This window comes from Streptomyces sp. NPDC007095, assembly GCF_040634475.1.
GTDB lineage: Bacteria > Actinomycetota > Actinomycetes > Streptomycetales > Streptomycetaceae > Streptomyces.
Genome location: NZ_JBEYFS010000237.1, coordinates 1 through 17468 on the forward strand (window position 1 = coordinate 1; position 17468 = coordinate 17468).

Annotated in this window: 18 protein-coding genes and 3 pseudogenes; 7 read left to right on the forward strand and 14 right to left on the reverse strand. The window is 70.6% G+C overall.

The annotated features are described in order from the left end of the window. Window positions 1-227: 227 nt before the first annotated feature. The 3 genes from ABZ656_RS47690 to ABZ656_RS47700 all read right to left on the reverse strand — a co-directional run bounded on the left by ABZ656_RS47690 (window position 228) and on the right by ABZ656_RS47700 (window position 2295). The gene (locus ABZ656_RS47690) at window positions 228-734 is read right to left on the reverse strand and encodes a CGNR zinc finger domain-containing protein (protein WP_101404804.1); all 507 of its coding nucleotides are present in this window, start codon (window positions 732-734) and stop codon (window positions 228-230) included. A gap of 66 nt (window positions 735-800) precedes the next feature. After that, window positions 801-1766, reverse strand: a complete 966-nt coding sequence (locus tag ABZ656_RS47695; RefSeq protein ID WP_360277466.1) for a hypothetical protein — start codon at window positions 1764-1766, stop codon at window positions 801-803. A gap of 106 nt (window positions 1767-1872) precedes the next feature. Then, on the reverse strand, window positions 1873-2295 hold the full coding sequence (locus ABZ656_RS47700) for a peptidase inhibitor family I36 protein (protein ID WP_101404802.1): 423 nt from the start codon (window positions 2293-2295) through the stop codon (window positions 1873-1875). 277 nt (window positions 2296-2572) lie between these two features. On the opposite strand from ABZ656_RS47700, the gene ABZ656_RS47705 reads away from it, so the two are divergent. Both ABZ656_RS47705 and ABZ656_RS47710 read left to right on the forward strand, forming a co-directional pair. Further along, the gene (locus tag ABZ656_RS47705) at window positions 2573-2932 is read left to right on the forward strand and encodes a VOC family protein (protein ID WP_101404801.1); all 360 of its coding nucleotides are present in this window, start codon (window positions 2573-2575) and stop codon (window positions 2930-2932) included. A 14-nt stretch (window positions 2933-2946) separates the two neighbouring features. After that, window positions 2947-3228: pseudogene (locus ABZ656_RS47710) on the forward strand (VOC family protein); the annotation flags it as partial. Here the strand turns inward: ABZ656_RS47710 and ABZ656_RS47715 are convergent. From ABZ656_RS47715 to ABZ656_RS47730, 4 genes and pseudogenes are all read right to left on the reverse strand, one after another. Next, window positions 3220-3492, reverse strand: a pseudogene (locus tag ABZ656_RS47715) (membrane dipeptidase); the annotation flags it as partial. The pseudogenes ABZ656_RS47710 and ABZ656_RS47715 overlap by 9 nt on opposite strands. A gap of 64 nt (window positions 3493-3556) precedes the next feature. Continuing rightward, a complete protein-coding gene (locus tag ABZ656_RS47720) occupies window positions 3557-4765 on the reverse strand; it encodes a dipeptidase (RefSeq protein WP_101408068.1) in 1209 nt (402 codons plus the stop codon). Between the two features lie 5 nt (window positions 4766-4770). Beyond that, window positions 4771-5301 (reverse strand): 5-(carboxyamino)imidazole ribonucleotide mutase, encoded by a 531-nt coding sequence (gene purE / locus ABZ656_RS47725; RefSeq protein ID WP_075027355.1) that lies wholly within the window; start codon window positions 5299-5301, stop codon window positions 4771-4773. Then, window positions 5298-6482, reverse strand: coding sequence for a 5-(carboxyamino)imidazole ribonucleotide synthase (locus tag ABZ656_RS47730; RefSeq protein ID WP_360277472.1), 1185 nt, complete (start codon window positions 6480-6482; stop codon window positions 5298-5300). The genes purE and ABZ656_RS47730 overlap by 4 nt, the downstream gene beginning before the upstream one ends. 182 nt (window positions 6483-6664) lie before the next feature. On the opposite strand from ABZ656_RS47730, the gene ABZ656_RS47735 reads away from it, so the two are divergent. Next, window positions 6665-7216, forward strand: a complete 552-nt coding sequence (locus ABZ656_RS47735; RefSeq protein ID WP_360277475.1) for a GtrA family protein — start codon at window positions 6665-6667, stop codon at window positions 7214-7216. A gap of 130 nt (window positions 7217-7346) precedes the next feature. On the opposite strand, the gene ABZ656_RS47740 is transcribed toward ABZ656_RS47735, so the two are convergent. After that, window positions 7347-8624: an ATP-binding protein gene (locus tag ABZ656_RS47740; protein WP_101404798.1), complete on the reverse strand. Its 1278-nt coding sequence runs from the start codon at window positions 8622-8624 to the stop codon at window positions 7347-7349. A 319-nt stretch (window positions 8625-8943) separates the two neighbouring features. Beyond that, window positions 8944-9621, reverse strand: coding sequence for a response regulator transcription factor (locus ABZ656_RS47745; protein ID WP_018566970.1), 678 nt, complete (start codon window positions 9619-9621; stop codon window positions 8944-8946). A gap of 490 nt (window positions 9622-10111) precedes the next feature. Between ABZ656_RS47745 and ABZ656_RS47750 the strand changes: the two genes are divergently transcribed. Next, window positions 10112-11608, forward strand: a complete 1497-nt coding sequence (locus tag ABZ656_RS47750; protein ID WP_101404797.1) for an oligopeptide:H+ symporter — start codon at window positions 10112-10114, stop codon at window positions 11606-11608. Between the two features lie 180 nt (window positions 11609-11788). On the opposite strand, the gene ABZ656_RS47755 is transcribed toward ABZ656_RS47750, so the two are convergent. Next, window positions 11789-12088 (reverse strand): DUF397 domain-containing protein, encoded by a 300-nt coding sequence (locus ABZ656_RS47755; RefSeq protein WP_360277480.1) that lies wholly within the window; start codon window positions 12086-12088, stop codon window positions 11789-11791. Next, window positions 12070-12912, reverse strand: coding sequence for a Scr1 family TA system antitoxin-like transcriptional regulator (locus tag ABZ656_RS47760; RefSeq protein WP_101404795.1), 843 nt, complete (start codon window positions 12910-12912; stop codon window positions 12070-12072). Before ABZ656_RS47760 ends, ABZ656_RS47755 begins: the two co-directional genes overlap by 19 nt. A 186-nt stretch (window positions 12913-13098) precedes the next feature. On the opposite strand from ABZ656_RS47760, the gene ABZ656_RS47765 reads away from it, so the two are divergent. The 3 genes from ABZ656_RS47765 to ABZ656_RS47775 are packed head-to-tail and all read left to right on the forward strand — an operon-like array spanning window position 13099 to window position 13591. Continuing rightward, window positions 13099-13245 carry a hypothetical protein gene (locus ABZ656_RS47765; RefSeq protein ID WP_360277483.1) on the forward strand — a complete coding sequence of 49 codons (147 nt, stop codon included), beginning with the start codon at window positions 13099-13101 and terminating at the stop codon, window positions 13243-13245. After that, window positions 13242-13421, forward strand: coding sequence for a hypothetical protein (locus ABZ656_RS47770; protein WP_129592292.1), 180 nt, complete (start codon window positions 13242-13244; stop codon window positions 13419-13421). Before ABZ656_RS47765 ends, ABZ656_RS47770 begins: the two co-directional genes overlap by 4 nt. Next, window positions 13418-13591, forward strand: a complete 174-nt coding sequence (locus ABZ656_RS47775; protein ID WP_159055457.1) for a hypothetical protein — start codon at window positions 13418-13420, stop codon at window positions 13589-13591. The genes ABZ656_RS47770 and ABZ656_RS47775 overlap by 4 nt, the downstream gene beginning before the upstream one ends. A gap of 310 nt (window positions 13592-13901) precedes the next feature. On the opposite strand, the gene ABZ656_RS47780 is transcribed toward ABZ656_RS47775, so the two are convergent. The 3 genes and pseudogenes from ABZ656_RS47780 to ABZ656_RS47790 form a co-directional block, all read right to left on the reverse strand. Further along, a complete protein-coding gene (locus tag ABZ656_RS47780; protein WP_360277488.1) occupies window positions 13902-15401 on the reverse strand; it encodes a hypothetical protein in 1500 nt (499 codons plus the stop codon). After that, entirely contained in the window at window positions 15398-16522 is a 1125-nt protein-coding gene (locus tag ABZ656_RS47785; RefSeq protein ID WP_360277491.1) for a hypothetical protein, read from the reverse strand. The genes ABZ656_RS47780 and ABZ656_RS47785 overlap by 4 nt, the downstream gene beginning before the upstream one ends. A gap of 26 nt (window positions 16523-16548) precedes the next feature. Then, a pseudogene (locus tag ABZ656_RS47790) lies at window positions 16549-17373 on the reverse strand (hypothetical protein); the annotation flags it as partial. Window positions 17374-17468 lie beyond the last annotated feature (95 nt).

A 17468-nucleotide genomic window follows, 5' to 3' on the forward strand; every position in this document is an offset into this window, starting at 1 on the left:
GAGGGCCTGTGCCCGGCACGCCGAGAGCACGCACCTGACGCCGCAGGGCCCGCCCTCCGGGCGGACGACGGGAATTTGACGACAGGACCTAGCGCTGTGACCGCACAGCACCGGAAGGACGGACGACACCGGTTCGGCCGAGGCTCAGTCGGCCGAACCGGCGTCTTGTTGCATTCTGCACCACGGAGTACGTCCGTGGCCGGTGAACTTCCTGTGGCTCGCGGGGCTTAAGGTCCCTTGGCCCGGTACCGGCGCATCTTCGCGCGTGCCCCGCACACCTGCATCGAGCACCAGCGGCCGCGTCCGGCCGGGCTGCGGTCGTAGTACGCCCAGTGGCAGGTCTCGGCCTCACAGGCCTTCAGCCGGGTCCAGGTGCCCGCGACCACGGACTCGGCGACGGCCGCCGCGACCCGGAAGAGCAGGGGGCGTACGTCGGCGGGGGCGAGGGCGGCCGAGCCGTCCCGGGCGTCGACCGTCACGTACAGCGGGGCCCGCGCCAGCAGGGCGTCCAGCGGGGTGACCTCACGGTGCGGCGGGTGGCCGGCGTGGGCGAGGAGGGCCACGCGCAGTGATTCCCGCAGCTCACGCGCCGACGGTACGTCGTCCGCCGTCAGCCCGAAGCACGTCCGGCCCTCCGCCGCGTCCAGCGAGTCGGCGCCCGACTCGATGTCCAGGGTGTTCACCAGAGACTGGACCAGTTCCAGGCCTCCGGGCGCGTGCCCTCTCTCACTCATGCCCGCGACGTTACCTCCAGCACGCAGGGAGGGGGTAACCGCGGCGGCCCTGCCTGGTGAGGGCGCTCACTTCCCGGACTTGCGGATCACCGCGGCCGCGTTGCGCAGCCGGGTCGCGTTGTCGCCGCGCTGCTCGGCCGTGGCCTTCGCGTTCTCCTTGATCATCCGGCGCTGGATGGCCGACTCCTCGCGGCTCCAGGTGCCGATGAGGCCCATCGACCGCTTGCACTTCACGTCGGCGGTCGCCAACTGGATCTCGGAGGGGGGCACGGAGGCGGAGTCGAGACGGGCGGACGCGATGCTCTTGAGCGGGTCGGCGTAGTTGTACCCCGCCTCCTTCATGCACGCGGACCACCGGGCCATCGCCTTCTTCACGACCGGGTCCTTCAGGGACGCGGCGAACGACCCGGTGTTGATCCGGCTCACGACGCCGGCCCGGGAGGTGAGGTCCGCGCGGCCGAGCAGCTTCCGCTCGGCTTCCTGGGCGCAGCCGCCGGACGGCACCTCCTTGCCGTCGACCCGCCGCACGGGGGCGGTGTATCCGGCCATCAGACGGGGCTTCCCGGTGCCGTCGTCGAGCAGTTGCCCGCCGGTCAGGACGTCCGTCTCCTTCTTGGAGATCCGGGCCTGTGCGACGGGAGCGGAGGCCGGATCGTCCGTGGGAAGCAGGTGGTAGCCGTACCGCTGGGCGGCCGGGAGGTCGATGACGCCGTATCTGCGGTCCTGAAGGGGGACGGTGGGCGTCGGCGCGCTCCAGGAGAATCCGTACCGTGTCATACACGCGGCGATCAGGATGTTCTTCGCCCTGGCGACTTCGGCGTACTCGGCCGGGCTCAACTGGTAGTCGTACACGGGAAGTTCGAGGCGCCGCGGAGTAAAGCCCAGGACGGCGGCGGGGCGGGTGGACGAGGCGCTCGGGGGCGCGGGCCGCCCGTCCGTCCCGCCGTTCGACGAGCAGCCGCCGACGAGTCCGGCCGCCAGGGCGGACACCAGGGCGGCCAGGAGGGTCGCGCGCAGGCGTGGGCGTCTCATAGCGGCTCCATCAGGAAGGGCGGGGCGTTGCAGGGTGCGTCGCCTGGGATGCCGTGGATGCGGCCGCCCGCGACGGCGACCGCATCCACGGCGGGGCTCAGAGCCGTCAGCAGACCTTGACGGAGGCGTCCTGGTTGTACGTGTTGGCCAGGCCCCGGTACGAGTAGCTGCTGATGAGGTCGCTCGCGCCGGCGTAGTTGCTGTTGTAGTACACGCGCCAGCAGCTGGCGCCCGGGTTGGCGGCGCTCGCCGCGTTGTTCTTGACGGCCTGTCCCATACCCGCGTTGGTCGTCCCTTGCTGACCGAAGATCCACCCGGCCAGGTCGGAGTGGCTCTGCGTGAAGGACGCGAAGGAACCCTGCTGGTCGGAGTTGTAGAAGAGGCACATGCGGTCGGCCCACAGGTCCGTGGCCTGGTAACAGAGGTTGTAGCCGGCGGTGCCCGCCTGGGCCGGGGCAGCGGAGATCCCCAGTGCGGCGACCGTTCCGAGGGCCGCCGTGGCCAGTGCGCCGAGTCGTGCCTTGTTCATCAGGGTCCCCCTAGGGCGAAGTCAGAAATGTGCGTGGGCCTCACACGCCCATCACCGCGCGGAGTCGAGGTCAACTCCCCCGTCTCCGCGCGTGCTTGGCCATGATCAAGCCTTGGCCAAAAGTTACCCGAGGGTCTCCCGAGACGTCCAACGGCTTCCGGTGCGCCCGGCGTCCACCCCCTTGCCCTGGTACCTCATATGCAGGAGCATGCAGTAGCCGTTACCGGTTATAGGCCTCTGAGGGTAACCGGGTGTCTTCGACTTCGAGGAGGAAGTCATGGCTCTCGCCAAGCTGGGTGTCGTCGTCCTGGACTGTCCCGACCCGCGCGCCCTCGCCGGGTTCTACGCCGAGGTGCTCGGCGGCACGGTCGAGGGGGACGGGGACTGGGTCGACCTGAAGGTGTCGGAGGGGCCCTCGCTGGCCTTCCAGGCCGCCCCCGGCCACGTACCGCCGCGGTGGCCCGCGCCCGACGACTCGCAGCAGTTCCATCTGGACCTGACCGTCGACGACCTGGACGCCGCCGAGAAGGGCGTGCTGGCGCTCGGCGCACGGGCACTCGACGCCGAGGACCGCTCACGCACCTGGCGTGTGTACGCCGACCCGGCGGGGCACCCGTTCTGCCTCTGCGCCTGCTGACCGAGGAGGACGTCGTGGAACAACCCGTCGCGGCACTGCGTTCCGTCGTGCTCGACCGCCCCGACCCGCGCGCCCTCGCCGGATTCTACGCGCGCGTGGCGGGCGGCACCCCCGAGGCCGAGGACGACGACTGGGTCGTCCTGCGGATCCCGGACGCCCCGCGACTGGCGTTCCAGCGGTCCCCGGGGTACAGGGCGCCGGAGTGGCCCCGGGCCGACCGCAACGGGCAGCAGTTCCACCTCGACTTCGACGCCGGATCCAGCCGGGAGGCCGTCGACGCGGCCCAGGAGAAGGTCCAGCCGCTCCAGGGTCGCGCCGACCGCCCGGTCCCCGGCCAGCCCCTCGGGCAGGTGCAGCGACCAGAACGGCGCGCCCACCTGTCCTTCCCGCAGCCGCGGCACCTCGGTGTCCACGGAGCTCCCGCCCAGCTCCAGGTCGCACCAGGGAAGGTGGCGCAGCGCCCAGGGCAGAGCGCTGTAACCGTCGGCGACGGGGTGACCGGCGAGGAAGGCGCGGGCGCGCTCCAGGACGGGGGCCGGCTCGGGGTCCATGGTGTGCAGGGCCCCTGGTGGACAGGGCGTTCGGGGGTACACCCACCCACCGGGAAGTCACCGGGGCGGCGCCTCAGCCGTCCAGCTGTTCCAGCGTCGCGTTGGACGGGCCGCGGGTGGCCCGGAGGTCACGGGCCACGTCCTCGGCCGCACCCAGCACCCGTACCGCGTTCTGCCAGGTCAGCTTGGCGAGGTCGGTCTTCGACCAGCCACGGTCCAGCAGTTCGGCGATCAGGTTCGGGTAGCCGGAGACGTCGTCGAGGCCGTCCGGGGTGAACGCCGTGCCGTCGTAGTCACCGCCTATGCCGAGATGGTCGACGCCGGCGACCTCGCGCATGTGGTCGAGGTGGTCCGCCACCGTCGACACCGTGGCGACGGGGCGCGGGTGGGACTCCTCGAAGACGCGGTGGACCTTCATGCCCTCGGGGGTGGTGTCGAGGTGGTGGAAGCCGTTCGCGCGCATGTTCTCGTCGGCCGCGGCCGTCCAGTCGACCGCCGCCTGGAGGACGAACTTCGGTACGAACGTCACCATCGCCACTCCCCCGTTGGCGGGCAGCCGCTCCAGGACGTCGTCCGGGATGTTGCGCGGGTGGTCGCACACCGCGCGCGAGGAGGAGTGGGAGAAGATCACCGGCGCGGAGCTCGTGTCGAGCGCGTCCCGCATGGTCGTCGCCGCGACGTGCGAGAGGTCGACCAGCATGCCCTCGCGGTTCATCTCCCGCACGACCTCACGGCCGAAGGCCGACAGACCGCCGACGGTGGGCACGTCCGTCGCCGAGTCCGCCCACGCGATGTTGTCGTTGTGGGTGAGGGTCATGTAGCGCACACCCAGCGCGTACAACCCTCGCAACACGGCGAGGGAGTTGTCGATGGAGTGGCCGCCCTCCGCGCCCATCAGGGAGGCGATACGGCCCTGCGCGCGCGCCGCCTCCATGTCGGCGGCGGTCAGCGCGGCCCGCAGGTCGGAGGGGTGACGGTCGATCAACCGCCGTACGCAGTCGATCTGTTCCAGCGTCGCGGTGACCGCGCCCGGCAGGTCCGAGCGGACGTACACCGACCAGAACTGCGCGCCGACGCCGCCGGCGCGCAGCCGGGCCAGGTCGGTGTGCAGGTGGGCGCTCTGGTCGGCGGCGATGTCGCGGGCACCGAGGTCGTAGCGGACCTGTTCGCGCAGCGCCCAGGGGAGGTCGTTGTGGCCGTCGACGACGGGGAAGTCGGCGAGGAGGGCGCGGGCCCCGTCGAGGGACGACGTGGACGTGGCGGACGAGGTGGGGGAGGCCATGCGCGTCACTTCCCGGAGCCGAAGCCGAAGCCGCCGCCCGCGCCCTCGACCTTGGCGCGCAGCCGCTTGCCCTTCTCGGTGGCCTGGTCGTTCAGCTCCTGCTGGAACTCCCGCATGCGGGTGAGGAGTTCCTCGTCGTGCGCGGCGAGCATCCGGGCGGCCAGCAGGCCCGCGTTGCGCGCGCCCCCGACGGAGACGGTCGCGACCGGGACACCGGCCGGCATCTGCACGATCGACAGCAGCGAGTCCATGCCGTCGAGGTACTTCAGCGGGACCGGCACGCCGATGACGGGCAGCGGGGTGACGGACGCGAGCATGCCGGGCAGATGGGCCGCCCCGCCGGCGCCCGCGATGATCGCCTTGAGCCCGCGCTCCGCGGCCTGCTCGCCGTACGTGATCATCTCGTGCGGCATGCGGTGCGCGGAGACGACATCCACCTCGTAGGGGATCTCGAACTCGTCCAGCGCCTGCGCGGCCGCTTCCATGACGGGCCAGTCGGAGTCCGACCCCATGACAATGCCTACGACGGGGCTCATTCGGTGATCGTGCCTCTCAGGTAACCGGCTGCGTGGCGGGCGCGCTCGAGGACGTCGTCCAGGTCCTCGCCGTAGGTGTTGACGTGGCCGACCTTGCGGCCGGGCTTCACGTCCTTGCCGTACATGTGGATCTTCAGCTGGGGATCCCGGGCCATGCAGTGCAGGTACGCGGAGTACATGTCCGGGTAGTCGCCGCCCAGGACGTTGACCATGACCGTCCACTTGGTGCGCGGGCGCGGGTCGCCGAGGGGGAGGTCCAGGACCGCGCGGACGTGGTTGGCGAACTGGGAGGTGATCGCGCCGTCCTGGGTCCAGTGGCCCGAGTTGTGCGGGCGCATGGCCAGCTCGTTGACCAGGATGCGGCCGTCCGGGGTCTCGAAGAGCTCGACGGCCAGGTGACCGACGACACCGAGTTCCTTGGCGATGCGCAGCGCGAGCTCCTCGGCCTGGAGGGCCAGCTCGTCCGGTATGCCGGGCGCGGGGGCGATCACCGTGTCACAGACGCCGTCGACCTGCTGGGACTCGACCACGGGGTACGCGACCGCCTGGCCGTGCGGGGAGCGGACGACGTTCGCCGCGAGTTCCCGTACGAAGTCGACCTTCTCCTCGGCGAGGACGGGCACGCCGGCCCGGAAGGGGTCGGCCGCCTCCTCGATCGACCGGACGAACCAGACGCCCTTGCCGTCGTAGCCGCCGCGGACCGTCTTGAGGATGATCGGGAAACCGTCGCCCTCGGCCCCTTCGGCGAGGCCCTCCGCCGCAAACGCGGCCACGTCCTCGACGTCGGTCACGATCCGGTGCCGTGGGCACGGCACGCCGATCTCGTCGAGCTTCGCGCGCATCACGCCCTTGTCCTGGGCGTGCACGAGCGCGTCCGGGCCGGGACGGATGGGGATGCCGTCCGCCTCCAGGGCACGCAGATGCTCGGTGGGTACGTGTTCGTGATCGAAGGTGATCACATCGCAGCCCCGCGCGAACTCACGCAGCGTGTCGAAGTCGCGGTAGTCGCCGATGACGACATCACCGACGACCTGCGCCGCGGAATCCTGAGGGGTGTCACTGAGGAGCTTGAACTTGATGCCGAGCGGGATGCCCGCCTCGTGTGTCATACGAGCGAGCTGGCCCCCGCCGACCATGCCGACTACCGGGAACGTCACGCTCCAAGGGTATCGGTCGCGCATGGGGGCCGGATTCCGCGCCCGCGGTCCGGCTGTGATCCCGCCTGCGGCCCCGGTTTTCCCCCGCTGTGACTCGCTCTTTCCGGTCCCGTGAGACCGTCCACAGGCACGAGGGCGGCCCGCTGGTTAGAGTGGCTGGGTTGAATTTTTCGACCGATGTCCGACCTACGGGGGCTGGCGACACCATGGGCAGTGCTTCTTCGGGGCTTCACGTACGGCCCCGCAGCGCGGTTCGCCGCCGTTTCGACCGGCTGTTCCGGGAGATCGCGAAGTTCGGGGCAGTCGGCGGAGCGGGGCTTCTCGTCAACCTGGTGACCTTCAACCTGGTGCGCAGCGCGACCGGGCTGCAGGTCGTACGGGCAAGTGTCATCGCCACGATCGTCGCAATCGTCTTCAACTACGTCGGGTTCCGCTACTTCACGTACCGGGACCGTGACCGTGGCGGCCGCACCAAGGAGATGGGCCTCTTCGTGCTGTTCAGCGCGGTGGGGCTGGTCATCGAGAACGGTGTGCTGTACGTGGCGACGTACGGGTTCGGCTGGGACAGCCCGCTGCAGAGCAACATCTTCAAGTTCCTCGGCATCGGCGTCGCGACGCTGTTCCGGTTCTGGTCGTACCGCACGTGGGTCTTCCGTACGGTCCCGGACGAGGCGCGTGAGGTCCTGGAGAGCGCGGAGGCGCTCCTCGACGAGGAGCCGAAGCCTCGACGGTCCCGGGCGCGCGCACGGGCCAACTGAGCCGTCCAGGGCCGGTCCAGGGCTGTCCTACCGTCCGGGGCTGTGCGACCGTCCGGGGCTGTCCTGCCGTCCGGGGCTGTCCTACCGTCCGGGGGTGTGCGACCGTCCGGGGCTGTCCTGCCGTCCGGGGCTATCTGACCGTTCGTTCCTCGTCCTCCACCAGCGGTGGCCTCTTCAGCGGGGTGCGGGAGAGGAACAGGCCGAACACCGGCGGCTGGGCCTGGAGCATCTCCAGACGGCCCCCGTCCGCCTCCGCGAGGTCGCGGGCGACCGCGAGGCCGATGCCCGTGGAATTGCGGCCGCTGATCGTGCGCTCGAAGATGCGGGCGCCCAGGTCGGTGGGGACACCGGGGCCCTCGTCCGTGACCTCCACGACGGCCTGGTTGCCCGTGACACGGGTGCGCAGGGCGACCGTGCCGCCGCCGTGCATGAGCGAGTTCTCGATGAGCGCGGCCAGGACCTGAGCGACCGCGCCCGGGGTGCCGACGGCCTGCAGATGCCGCTTGCCCGAGCTGACGATGGCGCGGCCCGCGCTGCGGTAGGCCGGGCGCCACTCCTCCAGCTGCTGCTTGATGACCTCGTCGAGGTCGAAGGTGACGGCGGAGCCGGTACGGGGGTCGCGGGCGTTGGTGAGCAGCCGCTCCACCACGTCCGTGAGGCGCTCGACCTGTGTCAGGGCGATCGTGGCCTCCTCCTTCACGTTGTCCGGGTCATCCGTCAGGGTGATTTCCTCCAGGCGCATGGAGAGGGCCGTCAGCGGCGTACGGAGCTGGTGGGAGGCGTCCGCGGCGAGGCGGCGCTCGGCGGTGAGCATCCGTGCGATCCGCTCCGCGCTGCTGTCCAGGACATCGGCGACACGGTCCAGCTCGGGGACGCCGTAGCGCTTGTGGCGCGGGCGGGGGTCGCCGGAGCCGAGCCGCTCCGCGGTCTCCGCGAGGTCGGTGAGCGGGGAGGCGAGTCGGTTGGCCTGCCGTACGGCCAGCAGGACCGCGGCGACGATCGCCAGCAGCGCGACCGCGGCGATGATCAGGAGGGTGCGGCCGACCTCGCGCGTCACGGCCGAGCGTGGCTCCTGGACGGTGACCGTCTCGCCCTCCTCGCCCTTGGCCGTGGAGTGGATGACGTCACCGGTGGGCTGGAGGCCGAGCTCGACGGGGGCCTGGCCGGGGATGCGGATCACGGCGTACCGGTCTTCCGCGACCTGGTTCTTGAGGATCTCCGCGTTGATGTGCTCGTCGCCGAGGATGCGGCTGTCGACGATGCTGGCCAGGCGCAGGGCCTCGGAGTCCACGCGTTCCTGGGCGCTGTTGCTGATCGTGCGGGTCTCGACGATCACGAGGGACACGCCGAAGACGGCGATCACGACGAGCACGACGGCGAGCGTGGACTGGATGAGACGGCGACGCACGGGGTCCTCCGGGCGGGTGGCTGTACGTGGACCAGTGTGCCTTGACGCTGCGCCGGACTGGGGCGGGGGCGGGCGTTCGGGTATCGCCGGGGTTCTTCGGGCGCGAGTGGGTGAGGTGGGGGTGAGGTGGGGTCGTTCCCTGTCCGCGGGCCGGTGGGGGCTGGGCGCGCCCACGCGGCGGAGCCGCATATGTAACGGCCCCGCGCCCCTGACGGGGCGCTCTTGTCGGCGCTGGTTCCGCGTCTTCAGGACGACGCGGGGGGGGGCGGGGACAGAGCCTCCAGGCAGGGATCCCCGCCCCACTTCCGCCCCGCGGACCTCAGCTCTTTTCGAAGCGGAAGCCGACTCCTCGTACCGTCGCGATGTAGCGGGGGTTCGCCGCGTCGTCGCCGAGCTTCTTGCGGAGCCAGGAGATGTGCATATCGAGGGTCTTGGTGGACGACCACCACGTGGTGTCCCAGACCTCGCGCATCAGCTGGTCACGCGTGACGACCCTGCCGGCATCCCGGACGAGGACCCGCAGCAGGTCGAACTCCTTCGCCGTGAGCTGGAGTTCCTCGTCGCCCATCCAGGCACGGTGCGACTCGACGTCGATGCGCACCCCGTGCGTGGCGGGCGGCTGCTGCGGCTCCGCGGCGCCGCGCCGCAGGAGGGCCCGGACACGGGCGAGCAGTTCGGCAAGTCGGAAGGGCTTGGTGACGTAGTCGTCGGCGCCCGCGTCGAGACCGACGACGGTGTCCACCTCGTCGGCGCGCGCGGTCAGGATGAGGATGGGGACGGTATGGCCTTCGGCACGCAGGCGGCGGGCCACTTCGAGGCCGTCCATACCGGGCAGGCCCAGGTCCAGGACGACCAGGTCGACGCCGCCCTGCATTCCGGCGTCGAGCGCGGTGGGTCCGTCCTCGCGCACTTCGACCTCGTAACCCTCCCGGCGCAGGGCGCGGGCCAATGGCTCCGAGATGGACGCGTCGTCCTCGGCGAGCAGTACACGGGTCATGGGGTGATGGTAGTCCGCCGCGGACAGCGCCTGTGGTGTGATCGCCAACCGTAATTCTTACCTGGGGCTGTACGGTTTCCTGCCTGCGGCTGTGGGAAGCGATCTTGCCTGACACCTTCGAATAGGTATCCGTGGTTCCATTATCACCTGTGATCCATGTCTCAAGTCCTTCCATATGCCACATTGAGATGTCGTATGGTGACCAGACGCCTGTAGCACCCGTAGGGACCTTTGGCACGCACTTGACGCTGAAGGTCTCTTTCATGTGCGGGCTGGTGTTCGCCAGCCTTGAAAGGAATGACCTGTGGCCGGGCCCGAGCGCATCGATGCGTGACGGGCGTGGATCCCGGTGGTCGCCGTCCGCCGCTTCGCAATCCGGAGCGGACTCCCCGTGGGCGTGGGGAAGGACGGGCGAACCCCGCCGGTGCCGGCCGCCCCCCACCGGGCGCGTAACGCTCAAGCAGCGCGTCCCGACCAGCAAGGAACGACCATGGCGTCCAGCCTGACGAAGGACTCGGTGACTCCGGGCACCCCCGGTTCCGAGAGGACCTTCTTCGGCCACCCCCGCGGACTGGCCACTCTCTTCATGACCGAGATGTGGGAGCGATTCTCCTACTACGGCATGAAGGCTCTGCTCCCGCTGTACCTGGTGGCACCGGGCGGCCTGCACCTGAGCGCGGCCACCGCGACCGCGATCTACTCGGTGTACCTGTCCCTGGTGTACCTGCTCGCCCTGCCGGGTGGCTGGTTCGCCGACCGCGTCCTCGGCCCCCGCAAGACGGTCGCCGTCGCGGGCGTCATCATCATGCTGGGCCACCTCACGCTGGCCCTGCCCTCGTCCGGAACGTTCTACGGCGGCCTCGGGCTCGTCGCGATCGGTTCCGGTCTGCTGAAGGCCAACATCTCCACGATGGTCGGTCACCTCTACGACGGCCCGGACGACCCGCGCCGTGACGGTGGCTTCACGCTCTTCTACATCGGCATCAACGTCGGCGCCTTCGCCGCTCCGCTGGTCATCGGCACCGTCGGCGAGAACGTCAACTGGCACCTGGGCTTCGCGCTCGCCGCGCTCGGCATGGCGCTGGGCCTGGCCCAGTACCTGCTCGGTGGCCGTCACCTGAACCCGCGCTCGCACGAGATCCCCACGCCGCTGTCGGCCGCGGAGAAGGCCGCGACGCTGCGCAAGTCCGCGCTGTGGGCGGCCGTCGCGGTGGTCTTCTACTGCGTCGTCGGCTTCTCGGGTCACTACACCCTGAACTGGCTGCTGGTCCCGATCACCATCGCCGGTCTGATCATCCCGGTCATGGTCATCGCGCGCATCAAGCGGGACAAGGACCTCGACCGCGCCGAGCAGTCGAAGATGTCCGCGTACATCTGGTTCTTCGTCGCCGCGGCCGTCTTCTGGATGATCTACGACCAGGGCGGCTCGACCATGTCGATCTTCGCCGACTCCTCCGCCGAGAACACGATCTTCGGCTGGGAGTTCCCGGTCTCCTGGTACCAGTCCGTCAACCCGGTCATGATCATGGCGCTCGCGCCGGTGTTCGCCTGGGCGTGGCTGGCGCTGAACAAGCGCGGCAAGGAGCCGAGCACGGCCACCAAGTTCGCGTCGGGTCTGATCCTGATCGGTGCCTCGTTCTTCCTGTTCCTGGCTCCGCTGACGATCGCCGAGGGTGGTCACAAGGCCGCCGCGATGTGGCTGGTCGCGATCTACTTCGTGCAGACCGTCGGTGAGCTGACGCTCTCCCCGGTCGGCCTCTCCGTCACCACGAAGATGGCTCCCGCGAAGTACGCCTCCCAGATGATGGGTGTCTGGTTCCTGGCCGTCACCGCCGGTGACGCCACGACGGGTCTGCTGTCCATCGCCAACGTCGACCTCAACAAGACGGGCATCGTCGCCCTGGAGGCCACGCTCGCCGTGATCGCCGGTGTCGCGGTGTGGATGTACCGCAAGAAGGTCAAGGTCCTGATGGGCGACGTGCACTGACGTAGGTCCAGGGCTTGTCGGAGGGCCGCCGCATCCTTTGGGGTGCGGCGGCCCTCCGGCGTTTTCCTGCCGACCGAGGTGTTCACCTGCGCTCGCCGAGGAACGCGGTCATGGCGTGCCGCGATCGAGGCCTACGACCGTACGGGCGTGTGGGCCGTCGACATCGGCAAGCGCTGAGCCTCAGGCGCCGGGCAGCTCGTCACGTCGTACGCCCGTGACGAAGGACGCCCAGGCCGCCGCCGGGAGTATGAGGGCGGGCCCGTGGGGGTTCTTGGAGTCGCGGACGGGGACGAGGGGGGTGGGGGTGGGGAGGTTGTCGGCGACTTCGAGGCATGCGCCGCCGTCCGGGTTGCTGTAGCTGCTCTTGCGCCAAGTGGCAGCGGCCAGAAGGTCGTCGGAGACCTCGATGCACTCGCCGCCGTCCGAATTGCTGTAGCTGCTCTTGCGCCATGTCACGGCTGTCAGGTCGACGGATCGCATGGTGCTTCCTCCAGCATCTGCCCGATGAACTTCCGCGACTCGGCCGGGGACAGCGCCAGGTCGCGCATCGAATCGTACGCACGTTGCAGACGCTCAACCTCCCTGTTTTCTTCGACCAGTTCGCCGTGGTAGGCGGTCTCGGTGTAGGCCACCGTCTGCCCGTCGAGCAGCCTCAGGAACATCACGTCGGTGCTCACCAAGCCGTGCAGGCCGGAAGCCTGGGGCAGTACTTGAAGCGTGATGTTCGGGCGCTCTGTCATCTCCGCGAGGTGTTCGAGCTGCTTCTTCCACGCCTCGGCGTCCCGCAACGGTGTGCGCAGCACAGCCTCGGACAGGATGGTGCGAAACGGCGGCGCGTCCTCGCCCACCAGCAACGCGCGGCGGCCGACCCTCGCCTCCACCTGCTGGGCCAGTTCCTCGCCCTTGGTGCCGCCCACTGCGAGCACTTCACGCACGTACCCATCCGCCTGAAGCAAGCCGTGCACGGTACTCACGGCGAAGTGCCACAAGCTCACCGCCTCCGCCTCCAGCAGCATGTACCTGCGGTACTGCTCCTTGAACTGCGTCGGATCGCCCACCGCCAGCTCCCACAACGCCAACAGCAACCCCGGCGTCCCGTAATGCCGGTCCAGCGCCTGGGCCACCTCAGGGCTCCCCAGGGTGTGCCCGGTCTCCAGCTTCCCGAGTGTCGACCAGTCCCAGCCCAGTCGCTCCGCGAGCTGGCGCAGGCTGACGCCGCTCCGCTCACGTAACTCCCTCACCTCCTCGGCGAATCGCCTGCGCGGCTCCTGGCTGCGGCTCGTCACCGTCCGTCTCTGCGGCATCCCGTCCTCCCCCTCCGGCGGCTGTGGAATTTGTGGAATTTGGAGTGTCCGGTGTGGAACCAGCGCCCTTCCACGGCATTTCCGCCCTGCTCACGCGGCATGCTCGTACTGTGAACACGCACCGTAATCCACCGGGTGCGCTCCGCACAGGCGTGTCCGCGACCACGTAACCAAGGAGTGAGCCCCATGACCACCACGCCCCTCCCCCGACTACCCCGCCGCACCCGTGCCCACAGCGCCACCTCCTCCTGGACCCCGCCCGGCGGCCGGGCGCGTCCGACCCCCGCGGCGCTGCGGGCGATCGAGGCGGCGCTCGCGCAGTGGTCGGCATGACGGCGCGTACGGCGGTGGCGGCGCCCAGGCCCCCGTACGGCGGCGGCTGCGACGTGTGCGCGGCCCTGCTCGCCCAGCGGACGGCCGCGAAGGAAGCCGGCCGCACGGGCGAGGTCGCCGAATGCGACCGGGAATTGCGGGCGCACGGCAGACACGGAGAGGGGCGTACGCCATGACCGGGCCGACGTACGACGTGAGCCGCTCCCCCGTTCCCGTCGACGGTTGCGAGGCCTGCCGGGAGTTCGCCGCACGGCGCCACGCGGCGCGCGCGGTGTTCGACCACAGCGCGGTGAGCGACGCGAACGTGCGGATGCGGGCGCATCTGCGGCAGGAGCACGGCGGGTGAGGAGGGGACGGCGGACCCCGCTCGACGACGCGTTCTGGAGCGGGGTCCTCACGCTGTTCAGCATGTCCGTGCTGCTTGCGGTGCTCTTCGCCGGGGTACGGGGCCAGGGCCCGTCCGGCGGATCAGGTCGCAGGAAACGGGCGGCGCCTCATCGACGTCGCAGATGTGCGTGCCAAGCCCCGCGTCTGCGGCATGATCCGCCGGACAGGCCCTAAGCGCGCGCCTCCGGTGGGAAGCCGGTCCAGCGCAGGTCCTCGGGCAGGTGGGACATGTCAGCGGACCTCGGGGTGCGGACGGTGCGAGGGGGGCGTCAGCGCACGCGGCGGCGCGGCAGGAAGGTGAAGACCGCTCCGCCGAGCAGGATCGCCGTGCCGGCCACGAAGCCGAGTGCCCGAAGCCCGCCGTGGTCGTTCGCGCCGGTCTCGGCCAGGCCTCCGCCGGAGGAGGACGAGGACGAAGACGAGGACGACCCGGAGGACGACCCGGACGACGACCCGGAGCCCGACGTCGTCGCGCCGGAGACGCCGCCCGCCTGCTTCTGGACGTCAAGTTCCAGTGAGACAGCGGTCTTTGTCGCCTTGCAGGGAATCGTGATCGGGTCGGATCCGGCACTCAGCGTCACGACGATCGTCAGATCACCTGGGCTGAGCGTGGCCTTGCCGTCCGCTCCGGGCTTGTACGTGCCCGTCATATCGCCGAGCGAGACCGGGTCGCCCGTGTTGAGGGCGTCCTTGTTGGCAGGGCCCTCGACCTTGAGCGAGCCGCTGTCATCGCCGCCGACCGTGATCACCATGGAGGGCTTCAGCGCGCCCGCGGGCAGCGGGGCGGGGCTGTTCATCACGCCCTTGGCCGTCTTCACCGTGAGGTCGTAACTCCCGCCGTTCTTCTTGGCGTTGATCGTCGCCGAAGAGTCGATCTTGGCAGGGCCGGGCGAGGCGCAGGCGAAGGACGTGGTCACGGTCTTTCCGGCGAAGTCGGTCTGACCGTCATTGCCGCCGGACGTCGAACCACCGGACGTCGAACTACCAGACGTCGAACCGCCAGACGTCGAACCACCGGACGTCGAACCACCGGACGTCGAACCACCGGACGTCGAACCACCGGACGTCGTGGCACCGGACGTCGTGGCACCGCCGGTCGTGGATCCCCCCGAAGTCGTACCGCCGGTGTCACCACCCGTCGCCGTGCCTCCGGAGGTGGTCGTCCCGCCGGAGGTTGAGCCACCCGAGGTCGTCGAACCGCCCTCGGCGGCCGTCACCTTGACGGTGGCAGCGGCCGGCACCGCCTCCTGGGGCGTGCACTTGGTGTCCGTCGAGTAGGCGGTGATGGTGTACGCGTCCGGGGTCAGCGTGACATCACCCGCGGTCGTCAGCTTGACCTTGCCCGTCATGTCGGACAGCACCATGTCGCCGCCCTTGGGAATCTCCGGGTTCTTCTGCGGCCCCTCCATCGCGATGTCCGCGGTCTGCGCACCGGACGCCTTGAGAGTTCCCGTGGGCTTGACCGAGTCCTTCGGCAGGACGATGAGGTCCGGATTCTTGGACGCCGCCTGGACGAACTTCCACACGACCTGGATCTCGTCGCCCACCTTCGCCGTCGCCGGTGCGGTGATCTCCACCTTGGTGGTGCCCTCGACGGGGCCCAGGCCGGAGGCCGCGGGTGGTATGCACTCCGTCTTGTACGACACCTCGGCGGCCTGCGCCGGGACCGCGGCCACTCCCAACAGGATGCCCGCGCCGCCGAGCATCAGCGCCACCCCGGCCGCACTCGTTCTGCGGCCTCCGGGCTCAACTCTCCGTCGCCTGTTCACGTGTTCCCCTTCGTCGTCGGACCGGTGTCGTGCGGTGCGGAGAGCTGACCGTTCGCCGCGGTCCCCGGAACGGTGTCCGGCGTGAACCACGGCAGGGACGGGTTCGTAGCGGTGCCGGGTGGCACGGGCGTGGCCGCGGAGGCGCTCGCTCCGGGCACACGGGACGGGCTCGCCTCGGCCATGCGGAACGAGGCCGGCCTCGGCACACGGGAGGCGAGTCCGGACAGGCGCAGGCTCCGGTGGCGCCCCGCCCGCCCCGCCGACCTGCGCGGGCGCACCCGGTCCACCACGGCCATCCCGACCCGGAAGACCGCGGCCGGCACCACCACGGCGAGCAGGATCCAGAAGAGGGTCACCCCCCAGGGGCGGCCCACCCCCCAGGGCTGCTCGGCGAGGACCTTCCCGCCGTACCGCAGCGAGACCGTGTAGTCGCCGTGCGCCCCGGCCGCGAGCTCGACCGGCAGCTTGATCTGCGCCTTCTTGCCGGGTGCGATCGTGCCGCGCCAGTCCTGTTCCTCCCACTGCGGCGCGAACACGCCGTGGGAGGTGCCGATCTGGAAGACGGGGTCCTTGACGGCGGCGGTACCGACGTTGCCGACGGTGAAGACGAGCTCGCGCGAGGCCGGCGCGCCGAACCAGGTCAGCAGCCCGCTCGACCCGTCGAGGCGGGTGTCGGTGAGCACCGAGAGCCGCCCCCCGCCCACCTCCTTCGGCAGTGGCTCGACCGAGTGCCCGGCGACCATGAAGATCGCGTCGGCCTCCGCCTTCTCCCCTGTGACCGTGGCGACGTGCACCACGCACGGGCACGGTTCGGGCGGCTCGGTGACCGGCAGTTCCTTGCTGAAGTGGCCCTGCACGTCGGTGGTGACGGCCCGGCCGCCGGCGTTGGCGCAGGAGTTGGTGCCGCCGATCACCCCGCGGGACGGCACGGCCTGCCCGCAGATCAGCACCATCAGCAGGGTCTTCGGCCGCCATCCGTTGCCGGTCACGGTGATCGAACCGCCCGTCCCCGCCTCGGACTTGGACAGGCTCACACCGGGTTTCCCGGCTGCCGACGCCGGGGACACCGGTCCCGCCAGCGGGGCCAGGACGAGCGCGAGCGCCGCCATCAGCGCCGACATCCGCGCCTTGCCGCTCAGGACTCCGCTCACGACACCGCTCCCGTCCACTCGACTTCCGTACGCGGCCGTTCACTCGTCCCGCCGTCCGTCGTACGACGCCTGTGACGTCGTACGCCCCACCAGGCGCCCAGCGCCGCGAGCCCCGCCCCGGCGGTGGCCGCGAGCGCGCCCCACGGCACGAACCGCACCGACGCGGACGCCGTGGCGCGCGCCCCGCCCGCCGCCGTCACCGTCAGCCGTACGTCGACCGCGTCCAGCGCCGGGGGGTCGCGCCAGGGTTCGGTGAGCGTGACGCGGCGGCCGGGCAGGAGGTCGAGGGGCAGGGTGCGCGGGGCGCGGTCCAGGGCCCGGCCGAGGACGCCGTCGGCGCGTACCGCGAGTTTCGGGGTGAGCACGGTGTTGCCGCGGTTGACCAGCTCGTACGAGATGCGCCCGCCGTGCACGGCGACGTGCTCGACCGTGAGCGCCGACACCGAGGGACCGCCGACCCGCAGCTGGACCCGGACCGCCGAGGACCGGCCGCCCGCGCCCGCCACGATCGCGCCGGGGTGGTCCCCGGGTGTCGCGCCCGCCGGAACACTCACGGTGAACGGCACGTCGGCCCGGGTGTGCGCGGGCACCCGCAGCAAGAGCGTGCGCACCGGGACCCGGCGGCCGTCCCGGTCTCCGGCGAAGGCGATCCACGCGCCCGTGTCCGTGGACTTCCCGGCCGCGCGCACGGTGAGGTCGCCGTGCTTGGTGTTGTCGGCGTCCGCGCCGCGCAGCCGCACGGTCACGGGCCGCGCGCCCGGGTTGAGCACGGACACGGAGTCCTGCAGCACCGTGCCGGGCGCGCCCTCCGCGTAGACGTAAGCTGGGTGTACTTGCGCAGGATGTCCTTCGGGGTCGGCCCGTAGATCACGTAGTACGTCAACTGCTGTGTCTCGGCGCTGAACTGGACCCGTGA